Here is a 19,740-nt window from a genome sequence, read left to right on the forward strand (position 1 = left end):
ATCCGGATTAGCATTTGTGGTCCGGATTTTTTTCTGCCAATCAGGTCACACTAATTGATAATCATTATAAATATTGCCATTCAACCATTGATGGTTCAAGAGTTGTTCACAAAAACTACAGAATTCGACATCGTTATATGGTATAATCGATATGTTTAAAAGAACGGGAGAGGTGTGAACACCCAATGTATACAATCGTAGTCGGTGTCAATCACCGGACGGCTCCAGTAGAAATAAGAGAAAAGTTATCTTTTGTTGAGACTGACTTGCCGCGGGCAATGCAAACTTTGCAAAAAGAGAAAAGCATATTGGAAAACATCATCATTTCTACGTGTAATCGGACGGAAATTTATGCAGTAGCGGATCAAGTCCATACGGGACGTTACTACGTAAAACGGTTTTTAGCCGATTGGTTTAACATGGAGCTTGAAGATCTTTCCCCTCATTTGCTTATTTATGAAAATGATGCAGCAATCGAACATTTGATGAGAGTAGCTGCTGGAATTGATTCGATGGTTCTTGGTGAGACACAGATTTTAGGACAAGTCCGTGACAGTTTCTTGAAAGCACAAGAAATTGGAACGACTGGAACAGTTTTTAATGAACTATTTAAAAGAGCGATTACGGTGGCTAAACGCGCGCATTCCGAAACGGCAATTGGAGATAATGCAGTATCCGTTTCCTATGCAGCTGTTGAACTTGGAAAGAAAATTTTTGGTTCATTACAACAGAAACATATCGCCATTTTAGGTGCAGGGAAAATGGGCGAGCTTGCTATTAAAAATCTGCATGGTAGTGGTGCAGGAAAGGTCACGGTCATAAACCGAACACTTTCTAAAGCTGAAGAAATGGCTGAACAATTTGGTGGTGTTGCCAAATCGATGCAAGAGTTACAATGCTCATTACTTGAAGCGGATATATTGATTAGTTCTACAGGTGCTACAGACTACGTCATTGACTTTGAACTGATGCAAATGGTGGAGAAACTTCGTAAAGGGAAACCATTCTTTATGGTTGACATAGCAGTTCCTCGAGATCTGGACCCGCGTATTGGAGAGTTGCCAAATGTCTTCGTGTATGACATTGACGACTTACAAGGGATTGTTGAAGCGAATTTAGCAGAGCGTAAACGGGCTGCGGAAGAAATTGGCCTCATGATTGAAGAGGAAATCGTAGTATTTAAAGAATGGATTGCAACTTTAGGTGTTGTACCACTTATTACAGCCTTACGGGAAAAAGCGAATGCAATCCAATCTGAAACGATGGATAGTATACTAAATAAAATGCCTAATTTGTCAGAGCGTGAGAAGAAGGTATTGAATAAACATACGAAGTCAATTGTCAACCAGCTCTTAAAAGAACCGATTCTACAAGCGAAAGAACTGGCAATGGATGGACAGGCTACAGAAAAGTTGGCGTTGTTTAAACAGATATTTGGTTTGGAAAATGAGCCGGTTTTTCAAAACGCACGACAAGCAGAGGAACACGTTAAAACGAAAAAAAATGTAAGCGTACAAGCAAATCCAATTGCATAAATCTTTACCTGTTAGTGGAAGCGAACACAATGATGATGCGAAGAACTTGTTGCATTTCCATCTATTTTAAAAACATGAGGGATGAAATACGATCTTCATGTGAAAGGCAGAGAGTGCATCATGGCTGAATTAACAATGGCGAGATTTCATGAAGTGATCGTCATTCTTTATGCGGTGAGCCTTGTTTTTTATTTTGTTGACTACTTGAATAAAAACAGATTGGCTCACCGCAGTGGTTTTTTCATTTTATCGATCGTATATATGATGCAAAGCGGCTACCTGCTATGGCGACTTGTTGAGACCCAACGTTTACCAATCCTTTCCCTTTACGAAGGGATTTATTTTTATGCATGGCTACTGATCAGCTTATCAATGGTTCTTCAACTTGTTTCGAAAGTCGGTTTTGCCGTTTTCTTTTTGAATGGAATAGGCTTTGTATTTATGACGATCTATACATTTGCACCTTTACAGCTTGAGCAGTCGCCAATTGGCGATTCACTTATATCCGAATTATTAATTATTCATATAACTTTTGCAATCTTTTCTTATGCAGCTTTTTCCATGTCTTTTGTTTTCTCAATTCTCTACTTGTTAGTTTATAAGTTGTTGAAACAGAAAAAATGGTCTAAGCAGTTTGGACGCTTACCTGCACTTCAAACTTCTTTGACAGGTATGAAAGCCTCCATTTATGTAGGAATACCAATCTTATTTGTTAGTTTGATCTTAGGGACACAGTGGGCATTTGTTGCACTGGATGATTGGTCACTTACAGATATTAAAATTATTGGCTCATTTTTTATCATTTTCATTTATAGTTTAGTATTGTTCTTACAACGAAGAGGTAAACTGACAGCAAATGATTTTGCTTGGGCGAACGTCTTCGCTTTTCTATTTGTTATCGTCAACTTTTTCTTAGGGAGCAAGTTGTCCCAATTCCATTTTTGGATGTAAGACGCAAACAGAAACACTTACTCGTTTTTATGAGCAATTAATAAACTTACCACCGGAAGGAAGATACAATTGAGAAAAATCATCGTAGGTTCACGAAGAAGTAAGCTTGCATTGACACAAACAAATTGGTTCATCGATCAGATGAAGGCCGCAGGAGCTCCTTTTGAATTTGAGGTGAAGGAAATCGTCACAAAAGGTGACCAAATCCTGGATGTTATGCTATCCAAAGTCGGTGGTAAAGGCTTGTTCGTAAAAGAAATTGAACAAGCATTGTTTAACAAAGAGATCGATTTTGCAGTCCACAGTATGAAAGATATGCCAGCCGTTCTTCCGGAAGGATTAACGATTGGTTGTATACCGCCACGTGTTGATGCACGGGATGCTTATATCGCAAGAGGGCATGTTAAGTTCATGGACTTGCCGATCGGAGCAGTTGTCGGTACATCGAGTTTACGTCGTAGCTCACAATTACTCTTGCTACGACCTGACTTGGACATTAAATGGATCCGCGGCAATATTGATACGCGTCTTAAGAAAATGCAAGATGGCGAGTATGACGCGATTTTATTGGCTGCAGCTGGTTTGAAGCGTATGGGCTGGAGTGACGATGTCGTGACAGAGTATATGTCGATTGAAGACTGTATACCTGCAGTTGGACAAGGAGCTTTAGCGATTGAATGTCGCACAGAAGATACAGAGTTGCTAACGGAATTGAAAAAAATGTCAGATGACAAAACGTGGAATGAAGTTGATGCTGAGCGAACGTTCTTATCCGAAATGGATGGATCTTGCCAAGTCCCAATTGCAGGGTTTGCACACACTGTTGGAGAGGAAATAACTTTTACAGGTTTTATCGCTTCTCCTGATGCGAAACAAGTCTATAAAAAAACAGTCAGTGGAAAAGATCCGATTGCGTTAGGAAAATCTGTTGCATCTACTTTGCGTGCGGAAGGTGCTGCCGAAGTCATCCAGAAAGTGAAGGCTGAAATGGATGCCTAAACGGTACCCTTTGCAAGGTGAAACGGTCATATTTACCGGGACACTAAAATCACCAGATGCGCTAGAACTTGTGAAGGAATATGGAGGCAATCCTCATTCTTTACCACTCATCCAGGTGAACGAAATTGAACAAACAACAGATAATGAGCGACTGTTGGAAGCCGCACACTATGATTGGCTTATTTTCACAAGCCAAAATGCGGTTCAGGTGTTTCATGAAAAAATGCTTCGTCATGCTATAAAATCTGCACAAATTCCATGTAAAATTGCTGCGGTAGGTAGCCAGACTGCTTCTGCTTTAGAGAAGATCGGGTTTACTGTTTCTTTTATCCCTACAACTTTCAGTGCGGATGTGTTTGTCCAGCAGTTTAAACCAGAAGGAACAAACCTCTTACAAGTACTGTTTCTTAGAGGCTCTCTCGCAGGAAGTATTATACGTGAGGAATTGCCGTTTCAAGTGGAGGAATGGACAGTTTATGAAACAGGTGCGAAGCCCGCTTCTATCATTTCGATTGTGGAATTGTTAAAAACGGAGAAGCACTGTACAATTTTATTTGCTAGCCCATCTGCCGTGCATGTTTACGAACAAGGCGCTGCACCGATAATCGGTTGGGAAGGGTTCACGATAGGCGCAATAGGGCATGTAACAGAAAAAGCGTTGCTTGCTGCAGGAGCGACCGTTCACGTGAAACCAGAGACCTATACGTTAAAGGAACTCGTCAACGCTTTGGCGAGGCGAAAGGAAGTAATTCAATGACACAGCTACAATTTCGACGCAATCGACGTCTTCGTAATTCTTCTACATTACGTTCGATGGTAAGAGAGACACACTTACGTAAAGAAGACTTCATTTACCCTTTATTTGTAATTGAAGGGGAAAATGTTAAAAACGAAATCAATTCAATGCCCGGTATTTATCAATTATCACTTGACCGACTACTAGAGGAAATGAAAGAAGTGCATGCATTAGGCATTCCTTCCGTCATTCTTTTCGGTATCCCGGCAGAGAAGGATGCAGTTGGAACAGGTGCCTACGCCGCTGAAGGAATTGTGCAACAGGCAACACGTCTCATTAAAGAAGCGTATCCTGATCTTATCGTCATTGCAGATACTTGCTTATGTGAATATACCGATCATGGTCATTGTGGTGTTGTCCATGGCGACAAAGTATTGAATGACCCATCGTTAGACTTATTAGTAAAGACGGCAATTAGTCAGGCTGAAGCGGGTGCCGATATTATTGCACCATCCAATATGATGGACGGATTTGTCATTGCGATCCGACAAGGTTTGGACGCTGCAGGCTTTGAACATATTCCAATTATGTCCTATGCAGTAAAGTATGCTTCTGCTTATTACGGTCCTTTCCGTGATGCGGCTGACTCTGCTCCGCAATTTGGTGATCGGAAAACGTATCAAATGGATCCGGCAAATCGTATGGAAGCGCTTCGAGAAGCGGAATCAGATGTTGTAGAAGGTGCAGATTTCTTAATCGTCAAACCTGCATTATCGTACTTGGATATTATGCGTGATGTGAAAAACAATGTGTTATTGCCTGTAGTCGCTTATAACGTCAGTGGAGAATACTCCATGGTGAAAGCAGCTGCACAAAACGGTTGGATTAACGAAAAAGAAATTGTGCTGGAAACGTTGACGAGTATGAAACGTGCAGGTGCAGATCTCATTATGACATACCATGCTAAAGACGCAGCGCGTTGGTTGGAGGGAAACTGAATGGGTAGAAACTATGAACAATCCAAACAAGCTTTTGCTGAAGCGGTTCAGCTTATGCCTGGAGGGGTGAATTCTCCAGTTCGTGCATTTAAATCGGTCAATATGGACCCGATTTTCATGGAAAGCGGAAAAGGACCAATCATTACCGATATCGATGGGAATGAATATATCGATTATGTGTTATCATGGGGTCCGCTTATTTTAGGTCATACCGATGAGGATGTCGTTGAGGCTATTAAAAAGGTTGCTGAAACGGGTACGAGCTTCGGTGCACCGACGCTATTGGAAAATGAATTGGCACAAATCGTTATCGATCGAGTTCCATCCATCGAAGTTGTTCGTATGGTTTCATCGGGAACAGAAGCGACGATGAGTGCACTACGGCTTGCTAGAGGGTACACAGGAAGAAACAAAATCTTGAAGTTTGAAGGATGCTACCATGGGCACGGCGATTCATTGCTTATTAAAGCGGGTTCCGGTGTTGCAACACTCGGTCTTCCAGATAGTCCAGGGGTGCCTGAAGGAGTAGCAAACAATACAATTACGGTCGCATACAACGACTTAGACGGTGTCAAGCAAGTGTTTGAACAATTTGGCGATGACCTTGCGGGTGTTATTGTCGAACCGGTTGCAGGGAACATGGGTGTTGTTCCACCAGAACCTGGTTTCCTTGAAGCATTGCGTGAAATGACAGAAGCAAATGGCACGCTACTCATTTTTGATGAAGTAATGACCGGCTTCCGTGTAGATTACAATTGCGCACAAGGATATTTTGGCGTAACACCTGACCTTACTTGCCTTGGTAAAGTCATCGGTGGAGGCCTACCAGTCGGCGCATATGGTGGTAAACGCGAAATTATGGAAAACATCGCGCCAGCAGGAACGGTTTATCAAGCAGGAACACTTTCAGGAAATCCACTCGCTATGACAGCTGGTATCGCGACATTGAAAAAATTGACGCCTGCCTCCTACGATCATTTTAAAAAGCTTGGCGATCAATTGGAAGCGGGCTTCCGTGAAGCAGCGACGAAATACAATATTCCGCATACTGTTAACCGTGCTGGGTCTATGATTGGCTTCTTTTTCACGAACGAAAAAGTTTACAATTATGACCAGGCAAGAACATCGGACTTGAAACTGTTTGCAGAATACTTCCGTTTGATGGCGGAAGAAGGCATATTCCTACCACCATCCCAATTTGAAGGCATGTTCTTGTCCACTGCACATACAGAAGAGCATATTGAAAAGACGGTTCAAGCTTTCCATAAAGTATTTGCACAATTAGCGAAGTAAGATAAGCTAGGGCACACATTTGAGTGTTGCGATTGAGACCTGATACTAAACAAAACCGTGTGAGAATCCAAGACATGAAAACTTGGTTTCACACGGTTTTTGTGTTGATGCAAAATGAATCATATAGATTTCTTGGTTAAATTTAAAGTTAAACGTGTCATTCTTTTCCGCGCAACTTCTACTTTCAGTTACTTCGCATATAATGGCAAAGGAACGATACTGGGGAGGGAATCGGAGAATGAAAACATTACAATGGAATATGGAAGAAGTATTTTATTTCCCATCTGAAGTTGGCGTCCCTTCAGAAAATGGGACAGTCAAAGTGAAAGCAGGATTTACTGAAAATCGAACGGACGATGCTGTACGATTGACAGGGATCTATCATATTGCTGCAAATGTCGATTTTGCTGAAGGTCAACGACAGGACGTCTTACCGGAAGAAACCGTCTATGTAGATGATGTGGAATTGGACGGACAATCAGGGTATTTTGAGTATGCTGTGCCATTATACGTGGATTTACCACCTGAAGTGACGCAGCCTTTAAAGGTGGAGGCGACGGATGTCCAAACTGCAACCGATGAAAACGGTGCATTTAAAGTTTCTTGGTGTGTTACATGCTCGTACGATGATGCGGTCGCTGAAGCGGAAATTGAAGAAGAGGCGGTGGAGGACAAGGCGACAGCGCAGCATTCAGCAGAAGCAACTCAAACAGAAGCCTTTGACCAAAAGCACCAAGCGAGTCAGGAAGTGGCAGTGTATGACAGCAGTTCGCTAACGACAAAAGATGACGTACTGTCATACATCGCCACATTGCCTGATGAATGGACGTCAACCACTTTTCGTTCAAATGATGTCTTTGTACAGCAGGAAAGCTAATCCAGCGAGTATGCATAATAATAAAAAATCACCTGTCGTCGGTACGATTAAAAGGCGGATCAATTGAAAAATGGCAATTGGGATAATGATCCCTTTGCAATAAAATCTTGTTTTTCGTAACCATGGCGGTAGTAAATACGGGTTGTAACCTCGTCTCATCATTTCATCCTTTCTAATTGTACTTGACGCAAGCTCCTCCAGTCAGCTACAATAAGCGTAACTAGATAATGATGCGTTGATTGGGATAGTACGCAACATCATTCATTTCAGAGAGGGTCTGGTCGCTGAGAGGGCCTATGAATGGGTTGAAGAAAGTCACCCAGGAGCAGTTTCCGTGAAATTACGTAGCGGGAGCCGGTTTGAAGCCGTTACTTGTTATTGAGGTGCAAATGATCGCTATTTGCACGAATAAAGGTGGTACCACGGATAACTCCTTCGTCCTTTTCGACGAGTGGAGTTTTTTTGTTGCCGTTTTTATGCAAAAGCGTATCAGACAAGTCACAAGGAGGAGTTTACATGTCAACAGAAAACATTTCGATGCCAACAAAATATGAACCGCAATCAATTGAAGCAGGTCGCTATGAATGGTGGCTTCAAGGCAATTATTTTGAAGCGCAACCAAAGAGCGGAAAAGAGCCGTACACAATTGTCATTCCACCACCAAACGTAACGGGTAAACTACATTTAGGGCATGCTTGGGATACGACGCTTCAAGATATTTTGATCCGTATGAAGCGTATGCAAGGCTATGACGCGTTATGGTTACCGGGTATGGACCATGCGGGCATTGCGACACAAGCGAAAGTGGAAGAAAAACTCCGTGCCGATGGAATTACACGTTATGATTTGGGACGTGAAAAATTCCTTGAAGAGACATGGAAGTGGAAAGAAGAATATGCAGGGCATATCCGGGCACAATGGGCAAAATTAGGCCTTGCACTTGATTACTCAAGAGAGCGTTTCACGCTAGATGAAGGTCTTTCTAAAGCAGTACGAGAAGTGTTCGTAAAGCTGTATGAGAAAGATTATATTTACCGTGGCGAATACATTATTAACTGGGATCCAGCGACGAAGACGGCACTATCCGATATCGAAGTGATTCACAAAGACGTGCAGGGTGCATTCTATCATATGCGCTACCCACTCGCTGATGGAACAGGTAGTATTGAAATTGCTACGACGCGTCCTGAAACGATGTTAGGGGACACGGCAGTCGCAGTACACCCAGAGGACGACAGGTATAAGCATTTAATTGGCAAGATGGTGAAATTACCGATTGTCGGAAGAGAGATTCCAATCGTTGCGGACGATTATGTCGATATGGAATTTGGAAGTGGCGCTGTAAAGATTACACCTGCTCACGACCCGAACGACTTTGAAATTGGAAACCGTCATGACCTTCCTCGTGTACTTGTCATGAATGAAGACGGCTCTATGAATGAGCTTGCTGGCAAATATAACGGAATGGACCGTTTTGAGTGCCGAAAAGCAATCGTTAAGGACTTGCAAGAGATGGGTGTGTTATTCAAAATCGAAGACCATATGCATTCTGTTGGACACTCGGAAAGAAGTGGGGCAGTCGTCGAACCGTATTTGTCGACACAATGGTTTGTACGCATGGCGCCTCTTGCAGAAGAAGCGATTAAACTTCAACAGAGCGAAGGGAAAGTCAACTTTGTTCCAGAGCGATTTGAAAAGACGTATTTGAATTGGATGGAAAATATCCACGACTGGTGTATTTCACGTCAATTGTGGTGGGGCCATCGAATTCCTGCTTGGTACCACAGAGAGACAGGTGAAGTATATGTAGGGCATGACGCACCAGCTGACATCGAAAATTGGCATCAGGAGGAAGACGTACTTGACACTTGGTTCTCCTCTGCGTTGTGGCCGTTTTCAACGATGGGTTGGCCGGATGTAAACAATGAAGAATTCCAACGTTATTATCCGAACGCTGCCCTTGTAACAGGATATGATATTATCTTCTTCTGGGTTTCTAGAATGATCTTCCAAGGACTGGAGTTTACGAATGAACGTCCGTTTAAAGATGTGTTAATACACGGTTTAGTGCGAGCTGAAGATGGTCGCAAAATGTCTAAATCACTTGGTAATGGTGTCGATCCGATGGATGTGATTGATCAATACGGTGCAGATGCTTTGCGCTACTTCCTGGCAACAGGCTCTTCTCCAGGTCAAGATCTACGTTATTCAACAGAGAAGGTTGAAGCAATTTGGAACTTCGCCAATAAAATTTGGAACGCATCCCGTTTTGCGTTAATGAATATGGATGGCATGACCTATGACGAAATCGATTTGACAGGTGAAAAATCCGTTGCGGATGCTTGGATTCTTACACGACTCAATGAAACGATCGAACAAGTAACAAAACTTGCAGAGCGTTATGAATTTGGGGAAGTGGGCCGTGCATTGTACAACTTCATCTGGGATGATTTCTGTGACTGGTACATTGAAATGGCGAAATTGCCATTATACGGTGAAGACGAAGCGGCGAAGAAAACGACTCGTTCGGTACTCGCATATGTTTTAGACAACACAATGCGTTTGCTACACCCACTTATGCCGTTCATTACAGAAGAGATTTGGCAAAACTTGCCTCATGAAGGCGAGTCCATCACAGTTGCGGCATGGCCGGTAGCTGATCCAGCGTTGACGGACACTGCGAAAGCGTCAAATATGAAATTACTCGTCGATCTCATTCATGCGGTCCGTAACATCCGTGCTGAAGTGAATACACCGATGAGCAAGAAAGTTCCACTTTATATTGCGGCGAAAGACGAAGCAGCAGTAGCTGTTTTGGAAGCGAACCGTAATTACATCGAGCGCTTCTGTAATCCAGAAACACTTGAAATTGGCGTCGGCATCTCGGCACCAGGCAAATCAATGTCAGCTGTTATCACTGGCGCTGAACTATTCCTTCCTCTCGAAGGTCTTCTCAATATCGATGAAGAAATCGAACGTTTGAAGAAGGAACTTGCGAAGTGGGAAGGCGAAGTGAAACGTGTCCAAGGCAAGTTATCGAATGAACGGTTCGTTTCAAAAGCCCCTGAAGCTGTCGTTGAAGAAGAACGTGCGAAAGAGAAAGATTATCTAGAAAAGAAAGCAGCCGTCGAACGCCGTATCGAGGAACTGCAAGAGATTTAAATGGAATGAGAAATCGAAGTTGAGTGCATTTGCTCAACTTCGATTTTTTTTATCGCGAGAGAGTGAGTTCTAAGTTTATTGGCTTGGACTGCATGCATCCGTTTGTCTGGCGCCGAACAAATTTGTAAATCAAAAATCGCATGAAACTAATTTCCCGTTAGCTTCATGCGATAGATAAGACGAACTAGTATTACACACTGTCCAATTTCCGAAATGCAAGGAATGAAAGAATTACGCCCAAAAAGAGGAGTCCATAGGGCAAAACAATATGCTCAATCCTAGGGTCTAACAAGAGAATGCCACCGACGATTGAAAGATGCAGTCCAAACAACATTGCGCCTACTGGCGAGTTGGACTTTTTCATTGTCCGGACGAAAAAGATCGTTGCAAAAACGAAAAGTGGTACGCCTATGAGAAGTGTTACAAACACAGTAACCATGGGGCTCATTGTATCATCCTTTTCTAAATAATCATCAATTACTTCAACGTATTCACGATGTATGCTATTAATTTCTCAGCAACTGAAAAATCATGCGTTACATACAGAGAACGTGCGCCGACGGGGTCTTCAATTTCATTTAAGAGCCAACTGCCATCGGGACGTAGCAAAAAATCGATTCCAATATAATCGCTTTTTAATGCACGAGCAATCTGTTGTACTTCTGTCACTTGATCGTACGACAAACAATATTTTTCTACGGTTCCGCCTAACGTAAAATTTGATTTGAAAGATTGCACACCTGTGCGTTTTACCGCACCAAGCACTTCATCACCAAGCATGAAAACACGTACGTCTTGCGCATTCGTTTCAATGAATGGTTGATAAATGAATTGTAACTGAGGGTTTTGTGTTGCGACATCTAATGCTTCTTGTCGCGAGTGACAAAGGTAAACGTTATTTCCGCCATAGCCATCGACCGATTTTAGGACAACCGGGTACGAATCGATTTCGTCAATTGCCTGTAATTTTCTTGTCGGTACACTACGTATGCCAAGCAACGAAACGAATTCATACGTCTTTAACTTGTCATTCGCAATTTCATTCACTTGCGAGCGATTAATAACCCGATGGCCCATTGACTCCCATTTGTAGGCCAAAGCAGGTGTGCGATCGCGGAAAAGAACGAAATCTGCTCCTTCACATGGTCGTTCATCATCTACGATTAGTCGTAATGAAATTCCTGCAGACTTGGCGTGTTGTTGTAAATCTTCAATGAAGGCGTAATTGCGTTTTGCTTCAATGGAAGAGTAGTAGAGATACCCTTTCATGAAAGCGTCCTAAGGATGTAGGCAATCATCCGGTCCGCGACGTTAATGCCTGTTACAGTGTAGATGTTGCGAATATGAGCAGCTGCATTCACTTCGCAAACGAGTGGCTGTTCATTCTCTCCAAACAATAAATCCACGCCTGCAAATTCAGCACCGACTGCTTCTGCTGCCCGAATTGCTATTGTCTGTTGTTCCTTTGTCAATTCGATGACTGTTGCGACCCCGCCGTTTGTAATGTTTGCACGAAAATCTGTTTGAGATGAACGATGCATAGCCGCAACAACTTCGCCACCAACAATATTGACACGGATATCTCTTCCTCTACTCGTTGCGATGAATTGCTGAAACACATAATCGACGCCACGCAATGCATCCACTTTTTCAAAGAAATCTTTTTCTGTTTCAATTAAATACACTTTCATCCCGAAAGAACCGTGACCTTCCTTAATGATTAACGGTAAGCCTAATGTTTTAAGGACTTTTTCGTAATAACCTGAACCTTCAATTGTAAAATTCGGATACACTTTTGGGGCAATAATTGTTTCAGGCATTGGGATGTTATGCGTTGCCAATTGAATGTATTGTTTCGCTTTATTGTCACATGTTTCAATGACGACAGGGTCATTAAACACCGCAATTCCAGCATTTTTTAAGTAGGTTGCTAATAAAATATCCTTATCTAAAAAAACAACAAAATGAGGGGGGGAGGCCAACTCTTCATGCAGATTCATTAGGACTTCATAGTTCTTTTTTATAAATGCTTGCACACCTGCGCGCTCAGCAGCTTCTTTCATCAGTTCCGCTTGATCGCGAAATTTATCGCTCGTCAAACTACCATTATAAATAATCCAACAACTTTTCATATCAATTCCTCCGCACATGCTATACTTTACCTAAGCTGATTCTATCATAAGGAGCGAGACAATTGATTCCTAAACTTAATGAGTATAAAGAACGATTTAACATACAAAGTGCAAATGAAATTAAACCCGGCTTAGCAAGCATTCAAGCAGCGTTGCAGAAAGTAGAGAATCCTCAAAGAGATTTACAGTTCATTCACGTCGCAGGCACGAACGGAAAGGGGTCTACTGTCGCGTTCATGGAGTCAATTTTAAATGAGCATGGCTATACGACAGGCGTGTTTTCATCACCCGCGATACAGGATGTACATGATCAAATTCGTATTGCAGGTCGTCCAATTGCAACAGAAGAGATGGACAGTACCTTTGAGAAGATTAGAAGAGCGGGTATTAGCGGTATGCTGACAGACTTTGAGTTGTTGACTGTAGCTGCATTCGTTACATTTGAACGGTTACGACCTGATTATATTCTCCTGGAATGTGGGATGGGAGGCCTGCTTGACAGTACGAATGTCGTTACTCCACTTGTGTCGGTCATTACGTCAATTGCGAAAGATCATGAAGCTTTTTTAGGCACAACGATTGAAGCAATTACTACACAGAAGGCAGGCATTATTAAAGAAGGCATTCCTGTTGTAGTAGGAGAAGTGCCTGTAGAGGCTGAGCAAATCATCCGATTGAAAGCTTTAGAAACGAAGAGTGAAGTTGTTGTATACGGAGAAGATTTCTATATGGATGAAGACAAGCACTTCCATGGGTGTCTACAGGTCTTTATTCCAAAAAGAGAGATGAAAGGTCCGCATCAAGCAATTAATGCTTCACTTGCAATTGAAGCATTAGGGAAAGCGGGTATCTCATTGCATGAAAAACAAGTCGCAAAAGGCATTGCAGAAACATCTCTACCTTTTCGTTTTCAAGAAATCAAACCGGGTGTGTTTGTTGATGGGGCCCATAATCCAGCCGCTGCAAAAAGATTGACCGAAACAATCGAACGTCAATTTCCAGGTGAAAAAGTGGATTTTGTTGTGGGGATGCTAAAAACGAAAGATGTAAAAGCAACGTTGGATGAACTTATACCGGTCGCAGCAAGCTTTACGTTTGTTACATTCCAGCATCCACAAGCTGCAAGTGTAGAGGAATTATTGGAGAATTGTCAATATAATAGAAAAAAGGTGACAAACGCCGACGATAATACTATAATACTAGTAAGGGGAGGTTCAAGAAAGAAGATAGTAGTAGGTTCTCTCTATTTACTTACAAGTCTTTTGGACTATAAATACTAATTTACTTCGTAGAATGATTCTTAAAGGTGAGGGGTGTTTGGTAGTTGTCTAAGGAGACGAAGGTTACACTTTTTCATTTCATCGTGTGGTTGCTAATCGTGCCACCTGGAATCACATTTCTTTTGGCGACACAAATGCCTAAAACGGTTTCACCATTGTATGTCACGTTGTTTGTCTTGTTTGGTTTGTTGACTGTTCTGTTTCCGATTAAGAAAAACGGCAATACGGTTACATTGTTAATGTGGATTACGCTCCCTTCGTTTTTATTATATGGACTTGTAATCGAAGTTATTGTTATGCAACTATCCATACTTGGCGCACTTATTTCTTCAAAAAATCAACAGCAAACGATTCAACGTTTCTTTGTAAACTCAACAATGATGTTCATGTTATCGCTTGCTAGTGCGGCTGCTTTTCATCTTGTGGGTGGACAAATCGGTTCGCTTGAATTTTGGCCAATGTTGCTGAGTGTAATTGTTTATCGTTTGACATACACAACAACAAACTTAGGGTTTATCCAACTGTATATGAGGTTGCGAAAAATGAAATTGCCTTTCTCCGCTAAAGAGATTGGTGATGAATATGCTACAACCGTGCTTATCTTACCTTTAGCTCTATCCTTGTACTTCATGTTGCAAATTGTCGGGATTGGCACATTTTTATTAATGGGTTTACCGTTTTTTTGTACAATTGGTATGATACGGATGTATAGTCAATCGGAAAAAGTGAACGGGTTACTTGAGAATGCCGGAAGTATCGGTACAGAACTATCGTTGTTAACGGATAGAAAACGTGTAACAGAGCAATTCGTTCAACAAACGTGCAAGTTGTTCAATGCGGATAGTGTGTTGTTTTTTAAGTATTATGAAGGATGGTTGGAATTGGAGATTGCATTTGCAAAAGATCGATTTGTCGAGTTGCATTATGGTTCGATTCCAGTAGGTGAGGGTGTGGTCGGGAAAGTGCTTGAAACGAATGAGCCGGTCATTTGTTCCAAAAGAAAGGAATGGCAAAATTTCGCCACAGAATTTGTACCGATGGAATTAGAGAGTATGCTATGTATTCCGCTATCACATAACGGTCTAACGATAGGCGTGTTATCACTAGGTTCTAATCGTCGAAATGCATTTAAAGATTACCAACTAAAAGTATTAGAGTTATTAGGATCGTATTATATTGTAGCGCATGAAAAATCGGGTTATGTACAAGAGGCAAAAGTAAAAAGTGAGCGGTGTGCTTTAACAAATCTTTATAACTATCGCTACTTGGAAGAACAATTGCGTATAGAAATGCAGCGTATCCATACGGGGGAACTCGACCAATTGTCACTTGTCATGTTGGATATTGATCGGTTCAAAGGGGTCAACGATACATACGGCCATCAATGTGGGAATGATATACTTTGTCAACTCGCGAGCATTCTAGAACAGGAAATTCCTCCAAATGGTACCGTAGGGCGATACGGAGGAGAAGAATTCGTTTTCATTTTACCAAGTTATTCAAAGCAGGATGCATTGGAATTTGCTCATGCGATACGTCACCGCATAAAGGAGCATCCGTTTACGATAATCCCGGACCTAGCGGAGAACAAGCAGACGATTGAGTTATTCATTACAACAAGTATTGGCGTTTCAAATGCGCCAACCGACACAGACGAAGCCATTTCGTTGTTTCGAAATGCAGATCGAGCATTATATATTGGTGCAAAACAGTCGGGCAGGGACAGGGTTGCGGCGTACAGTAAATAATTGGTCGGGGGGTCTCGTGAATGAAGATGACAATTACACAAAGACGAATCATACATGTCATGTGGCTTTGTATTGTGCCGGCGGCGTTTTACGTGGCCTATCAGTTTTATCCGGCCAATGAAATTGACTATTCGAACTTACTGATGCTTGCATTCGTTCTTCTTGCAATTATGAATTTGCCGATTGCTTGGCAACATGTATCCATGACGCTGGAACGTTGGGTCCTCTTTACTGTGTTTTTTCAGTATGGAATTATTGCGGAAATGGTTTTCATGCAAGTTGGAATGATCATGCTGATTTTTACATTGAAATCTTCAACCCCTAAACTATTACGATTTACATTTAACTCTATTAACTTTGCAGTCACTTCGTTACTCAGTAGTTTCGTTTACTATGCAGTTGGCGGTTCCTTGGAGTATATGTCGTTTAGTACATTCATGATCGCCGGGTTCGTCTATGCTTCGGTCTATTCATGGTTCAATAGTTTATTGCTCACCGCTTTCTTTCGGATCTTCAAACAAGAGACGGGGAAAATGGGCAAAATTATCATCTGGGACTATGTAACGTCTATTCTTCTGTTGCCCTTTGCCATCATTAGTTGTTATTTGTTTCAGCAGTTTGGAAACAAATCGATGTTATTAGTTGGTATCCCTTTCATCCTTGTACTCCTTGTTACAAGAAGTTATTTGAGGTCGAACCAGCAAAACGAAGTATTATCATCTGCGGCCATGATTGGACATGAGCTTGCAGAACAGTTACGTGTGGATGAAGTGCTTCATTCGTTTCTCGGAAAAATAAAAACGGTCATCCCTTATGAAAGTGCGTACATTATTGACCGTCGTATCGGCGAGCAGTTGGTCCTTCTCACTTCGACTGAGTGTGTGGACTACGTGGAGGGCCCTCAAAAGGTTTTGGTCCCTCCAAAGAAGACAGAGCAGGATGGTTTGAGTAGCGGACGCACGAAGAAATATTCTACACGCAAAGATTTACAAACACTACGAGGATTTACATTCCCAATTGCTGTTGAAAGTGCCATGACTGCACCCATTGTTCGATATGGAAAAACGGAAGCCTATCTTCTCGTAACGTCGACACGGGAATATGCTTTTAACGATGTTCCTACTAAAATTGTGGATTTGTTAACAGGTTATTTAGCTGTAGCCGTTGAAAAAGCACGTTATTACGAGCGGACAGTAGAGAAAAGTGTGAAATGTGGGTTAACGGGTTTATATAATTTCCGTTATTTAGATGAAAAGATGGACGAAGAACTCGTACGATACCATACAGGAGAAATCGGAACTCTGTCGACAATTATTTTAGACATTGATCGATTCAAAGGAATTAATGATTCATATGGTCACCAAAGTGGAAACGACTTATTAGTTGCTTTTGCTTCCATTTTGCAGAATTATACTCGTGACGGAGTGACATTGGCGCGTTATGGTGGTGAAGAATTTGTCTTCATTTTGCCAGATTGGTCAAAGGAAGCAGCAATTGCTTTAGCGGAAACAATACGAAAAGAAGTAGAAGAGACGACGTTTACCATACTTCCGGACTTATCGCCAGATCGGGAGCCGACAATTGTCCAAATGACTTGCAGTATCGGAGTTGCTTCCCTTCCGGAAGATGCTGCGGACGGCAAAGATCTTTTACGGAACGCAGATCGCGCTCTTTATATTGGTGGTAAACAAGCAGGAAGAAATAAAGTAGGCGTGTATGAGGAAAACCCGAAAATCAATGCAGCAACATAAAGTGTGTCGATAAACAGTGTAAGACCAATTACGAATTGTAATGGTTTTACACTGTTTTTTTTGAATGAAAGCTTATACAATTTCATCCGTCTTGTGTCGTTCATTCTATGAATAAATAACTAATTTCGTTGTGTAGTTGCTAAGTTCAACCAAGTTTTGTATGCTGTAAGTAATAGATTTACAGAAAGGGCGGATTCCTGTGAAAAGTAGAAGGAATGTAATGAATTCACAAGGAATGACACTTGTAGAAGTGTTGGCAGCTCTCGTGTTGTTAGGCATTGTCTTCGTCGGTTTTATGACCATTTTTCCACAAATGACGATCTTTAATAATAAAACCGAAACAAAATTGAAAACGATGAATGAAGCTCGAATTCTGTTAGACGATTTTAAACAATCCAGTCATACATATAGCGATTTTAATAATGGAAGTAAGTATGTGGAGCAAGAGGGGACTTGGACCAAAGTCGTTCCAAGTGGAAATGGTTTATCTACCACTTACCGAATTACAAAGTCCCGTGATGTAGCTTCGGATGGGTTAACTGGACAAGTAAATCTCCATCAGGTCTATATTGCCATTCAAAAGGATGGGAAAGTAAAAAGTGAAACATTTGGCTACATTGAAATTGCAGATGAGTAAAAAAGGGGGGGCGATGATGGCTAAACAACAAGGCATGACGCTCATTGAAGTCCTCGTTACGCTTGTTCTAACGTCTTTAGTCATCATGCTCATTTGGACGACCATTTTGACGAGTATGAAATATAACGTGATGGAGTCCAAAAAGATTCGGATGCAACAGGAAGTTAACTACCTCATTACAAAAATTCAACAAGTACACCGTAAAAACGATTGTTATGAACTGCAAATAGAAGAGACACGTGTAGAAATGTCAAGCTGTCAGGGGGAGCTCCTTTATGGAGAGACGTTTAGCAATGGCTTTGGCTTTGAACCACAAAGCATCTCAGACATTCAACCGAGAGAAGTCAATTTAGATTTGTCTATCACGATTTTTGACTTGACGAATGAAGCGCAAGGCAAACAAAGAAGTCTCACAGTGGATACAGTCTTTGCTAGATATAAAGACCAATAAGTTAGGAGGAGCGACGATGAAAAGGACAACCAATGAACAAGGTTACGCATTATTGCTCGTTCTATTTTTAATATTTTTTATTCTCCTCGCGAGCGCTGTATTCATCAAAGGTTCTATTAGCAATGCAAAGCAAGAAAAGAAAGTAGATATGAATCATTTATCCGTCGTGGCGGCTGAGATGGGTGTGGACTATTTTACTGCTGCCTATACAAATCAGTATTATGCAATCTTACATAAACATTTGGAAACGTATAGAAGTCAATTTCAATCAGAGAAAATAAAGTTGGAAAAAGATTATAAAAACAAACCGGAAGAGTTGAATAGACAAATAGAATTGTTAAGAAGAAAATTAAGGGGGGAATTAACTAAGAAGATAGAACAGTCCTTAAAGGATACTGTGATAGCAATTCCTCAAAAAGATATTCACTTCATGAAGAAAACAAGTGATTTAGACGTTATAAAGAGTAGTGATGAGGGAATTACTATTCAAGGTATCGTTCGTGGTGAATACGAGAGTGGTAAAGAAGCCCCTTTAAATTATCTACTAACTTTCCGCATTCCAGCGGATTGGACAGGTGCGAGTACTAGTGAAACTATTCCTACTGGGCTACGGTCTTGCCCAAAAGGTGATGAAATAGAAGGAAAGAAGTGTGTGATTAACAGTAATGGAACGCATCAAAGAAAAGAGCTAGAAATCGAAGAATCACAAGTCTATGTTACAAGTAACTTAATGATAACTGAGGATTTCGATATTGAAGAGAATTCTAAAGTTGTAATTAATGGATTTTTAAAAGTACATGGGAAAAAAAATGATGAAGATGAAGGCGAATTTGATATCGAGGATTCTGAAACCTATGTATCCCAAGATGTCGATGTTAAAGGTGAATTAGAAATGGAAAATGCTTATTTGTATGTTGGTAAAGATTTGATGGTTTCAGATGACTTGGAATTAGAAGATGACTCTAAAATTTGTGTGGAGAAAAATGTGAAAATTAGTGGCGATATTGATATTGAAAAAGGGTCCATAATATATTATAAAGGTAATCTTGTACAACCAAAAAGTCATAATAGAATTATTAAGTTAAGTGAGAGTGAATTTAATAGTCAGTGTAAGGTGATTTCAAATACTCCTGAACAAACAACATGGGATCCACCTAACGTTTCTGTAAACTATTAAAACAGTATTGAAT

17 protein-coding genes and 1 other annotated feature are annotated in these 19,740 nt (G+C 41.2%); of the genes, 14 read left to right on the top strand and 3 right to left on the bottom strand.

The features are described from left to right. The first annotated feature begins 185 nt into the window (after window positions 1-185). The 8 genes from hemA to NRI27_RS02705 all read left to right on the top strand — a co-directional run bounded on the left by hemA (window position 186) and on the right by NRI27_RS02705 (window position 10,551). Entirely contained in the window at window positions 186-1,535 is a 1,350-nt protein-coding gene (hemA, locus tag NRI27_RS02670; RefSeq protein WP_371389438.1) for a glutamyl-tRNA reductase, read from the top strand. Window positions 1,536-1,655: 120 nt separating this feature from the next. Next, window positions 1,656-2,486 carry a cytochrome c biogenesis protein CcsA gene (gene ccsA / locus NRI27_RS02675; protein WP_317942334.1) on the top strand — a complete coding sequence of 277 codons (831 nt, stop codon included), beginning with the start codon at window positions 1,656-1,658 and terminating at the stop codon, window positions 2,484-2,486. A 69-nt stretch (window positions 2,487-2,555) separates the two neighbouring features. Then, window positions 2,556-3,485, top strand: a complete 930-nt coding sequence (gene hemC, locus NRI27_RS02680; protein WP_371389439.1) for a hydroxymethylbilane synthase — start codon at window positions 2,556-2,558, stop codon at window positions 3,483-3,485. Then, on the top strand, window positions 3,478-4,242 hold the full coding sequence (locus NRI27_RS02685) for a uroporphyrinogen-III synthase (RefSeq protein ID WP_371389440.1): 765 nt from the start codon (window positions 3,478-3,480) through the stop codon (window positions 4,240-4,242). Before hemC ends, NRI27_RS02685 begins: the two co-directional genes overlap by 8 nt. Further along, a complete protein-coding gene (hemB, locus tag NRI27_RS02690; RefSeq protein ID WP_371389441.1) occupies window positions 4,239-5,219 on the top strand; it encodes a porphobilinogen synthase in 981 nt (326 codons plus the stop codon). The genes NRI27_RS02685 and hemB overlap by 4 nt, the downstream gene beginning before the upstream one ends. After that, complete coding sequence (gene hemL / locus NRI27_RS02695) at window positions 5,220-6,512, top strand: glutamate-1-semialdehyde 2,1-aminomutase (RefSeq protein ID WP_371389442.1); 1,293 nt, start codon at window positions 5,220-5,222, stop codon at window positions 6,510-6,512. It begins immediately after the preceding gene. Between the two features lie 238 nt (window positions 6,513-6,750). Beyond that, complete coding sequence (locus NRI27_RS02700) at window positions 6,751-7,389, top strand: hypothetical protein (RefSeq protein WP_371389443.1); 639 nt, start codon at window positions 6,751-6,753, stop codon at window positions 7,387-7,389. A 226-nt stretch (window positions 7,390-7,615) separates the two neighbouring features. Beyond that, window positions 7,616-7,835, top strand: a binding site (T-box leader). 70 nt (window positions 7,836-7,905) lie between these two features. Beyond that, on the top strand, window positions 7,906-10,551 hold the full coding sequence (locus tag NRI27_RS02705; protein WP_371389444.1) for a valine--tRNA ligase: 2,646 nt from the start codon (window positions 7,906-7,908) through the stop codon (window positions 10,549-10,551). A gap of 190 nt (window positions 10,552-10,741) precedes the next feature. Here NRI27_RS02705 and NRI27_RS02710 read toward each other — a convergent pair whose 3' ends face one another. From NRI27_RS02710 to NRI27_RS02720, 3 genes are read right to left on the bottom strand one after another with little or no spacing between them, the layout of a single operon-like run. Further along, window positions 10,742-10,999 (bottom strand): hypothetical protein, encoded by a 258-nt coding sequence (locus NRI27_RS02710; RefSeq protein WP_371389445.1) that lies wholly within the window; start codon window positions 10,997-10,999, stop codon window positions 10,742-10,744. A gap of 29 nt (window positions 11,000-11,028) precedes the next feature. Next, window positions 11,029-11,820, bottom strand: coding sequence for an ATP-grasp domain-containing protein (locus NRI27_RS02715; protein WP_371389446.1), 792 nt, complete (start codon window positions 11,818-11,820; stop codon window positions 11,029-11,031). Beyond that, window positions 11,817-12,683 carry an ATP-grasp domain-containing protein gene (locus NRI27_RS02720; protein ID WP_371389447.1) on the bottom strand — a complete coding sequence of 289 codons (867 nt, stop codon included), beginning with the start codon at window positions 12,681-12,683 and terminating at the stop codon, window positions 11,817-11,819. Before NRI27_RS02720 ends, NRI27_RS02715 begins: the two co-directional genes overlap by 4 nt. A gap of 62 nt (window positions 12,684-12,745) precedes the next feature. Here NRI27_RS02720 and NRI27_RS02725 point away from each other — a divergent pair, with 62 nt between their 5' ends. The 6 genes from NRI27_RS02725 to NRI27_RS02750 all read left to right on the top strand — a co-directional run bounded on the left by NRI27_RS02725 (window position 12,746) and on the right by NRI27_RS02750 (window position 19,727). Beyond that, window positions 12,746-13,963, top strand: coding sequence for a bifunctional folylpolyglutamate synthase/dihydrofolate synthase (locus NRI27_RS02725; protein WP_371389448.1), 1,218 nt, complete (start codon window positions 12,746-12,748; stop codon window positions 13,961-13,963). A gap of 44 nt (window positions 13,964-14,007) precedes the next feature. Continuing rightward, window positions 14,008-15,711, top strand: coding sequence for a sensor domain-containing diguanylate cyclase (locus tag NRI27_RS02730; RefSeq protein ID WP_371389449.1), 1,704 nt, complete (start codon window positions 14,008-14,010; stop codon window positions 15,709-15,711). 20 nt (window positions 15,712-15,731) lie between these two features. After that, window positions 15,732-17,462 (top strand): sensor domain-containing diguanylate cyclase, encoded by a 1,731-nt coding sequence (locus NRI27_RS02735; protein ID WP_371389450.1) that lies wholly within the window; start codon window positions 15,732-15,734, stop codon window positions 17,460-17,462. A gap of 220 nt (window positions 17,463-17,682) precedes the next feature. Further along, window positions 17,683-18,099: a PulJ/GspJ family protein gene (locus NRI27_RS02740; RefSeq protein WP_317942276.1), complete on the top strand. Its 417-nt coding sequence runs from the start codon at window positions 17,683-17,685 to the stop codon at window positions 18,097-18,099. Between the two features lie 16 nt (window positions 18,100-18,115). Continuing rightward, on the top strand, window positions 18,116-18,550 hold the full coding sequence (locus NRI27_RS02745; protein ID WP_317942275.1) for a PilW family protein: 435 nt from the start codon (window positions 18,116-18,118) through the stop codon (window positions 18,548-18,550). 16 nt (window positions 18,551-18,566) lie between these two features. Then, the gene (locus tag NRI27_RS02750; protein ID WP_371389451.1) at window positions 18,567-19,727 is read left to right on the top strand and encodes a hypothetical protein; all 1,161 of its coding nucleotides are present in this window, start codon (window positions 18,567-18,569) and stop codon (window positions 19,725-19,727) included. Window positions 19,728-19,740: the final 13 nt, after the last annotated feature.

It is taken from the genome of Sporosarcina sp. OR05 (assembly GCF_041414805.1).
Classification (GTDB): Bacteria; Bacillota; Bacilli; order Bacillales_A; family Planococcaceae; genus Sporosarcina; species Sporosarcina saromensis.

Bases quoted from the DNA above. Each gene is read 5' to 3' on its own strand.
- NRI27_RS02720 (WP_371389447.1), bottom strand. From the start codon at position 12,683: ATGAAAAGTTGTTGGATTATTTATAATGGTAGTTTGACGAGCGATAAA.
- NRI27_RS02750 (WP_371389451.1), top strand. From the start codon at position 18,567: ATGAAAAGGACAACCAATGAACAAGGTTACGCATTATTGCTCGTTCTA.
- NRI27_RS02745 (WP_317942275.1), top strand. From the start codon at position 18,116: ATGGCTAAACAACAAGGCATGACGCTCATTGAAGTCCTCGTTACGCTT.
- ccsA (WP_317942334.1), top strand. From the start codon at position 1,656: ATGGCTGAATTAACAATGGCGAGATTTCATGAAGTGATCGTCATTCTT.
- NRI27_RS02715 (WP_371389446.1), bottom strand. From the start codon at position 11,820: ATGAAAGGGTATCTCTACTACTCTTCCATTGAAGCAAAACGCAATTAC.
- NRI27_RS02740 (WP_317942276.1), top strand. From the start codon at position 17,683: ATGAATTCACAAGGAATGACACTTGTAGAAGTGTTGGCAGCTCTCGTG.
- NRI27_RS02710 (WP_371389445.1), bottom strand. From the start codon at position 10,999: ATGAGCCCCATGGTTACTGTGTTTGTAACACTTCTCATAGGCGTACCA.
- NRI27_RS02685 (WP_371389440.1), top strand. From the start codon at position 3,478: ATGCCTAAACGGTACCCTTTGCAAGGTGAAACGGTCATATTTACCGGG.
- hemL (WP_371389442.1), top strand. From the start codon at position 5,220: ATGGGTAGAAACTATGAACAATCCAAACAAGCTTTTGCTGAAGCGGTT.
- hemA (WP_371389438.1), top strand. From the start codon at position 186: ATGTATACAATCGTAGTCGGTGTCAATCACCGGACGGCTCCAGTAGAA.
- NRI27_RS02735 (WP_371389450.1), top strand. From the start codon at position 15,732: ATGAAGATGACAATTACACAAAGACGAATCATACATGTCATGTGGCTT.
- hemB (WP_371389441.1), top strand. From the start codon at position 4,239: ATGACACAGCTACAATTTCGACGCAATCGACGTCTTCGTAATTCTTCT.
- NRI27_RS02700 (WP_371389443.1), top strand. From the start codon at position 6,751: ATGAAAACATTACAATGGAATATGGAAGAAGTATTTTATTTCCCATCT.
- NRI27_RS02705 (WP_371389444.1), top strand. From the start codon at position 7,906: ATGTCAACAGAAAACATTTCGATGCCAACAAAATATGAACCGCAATCA.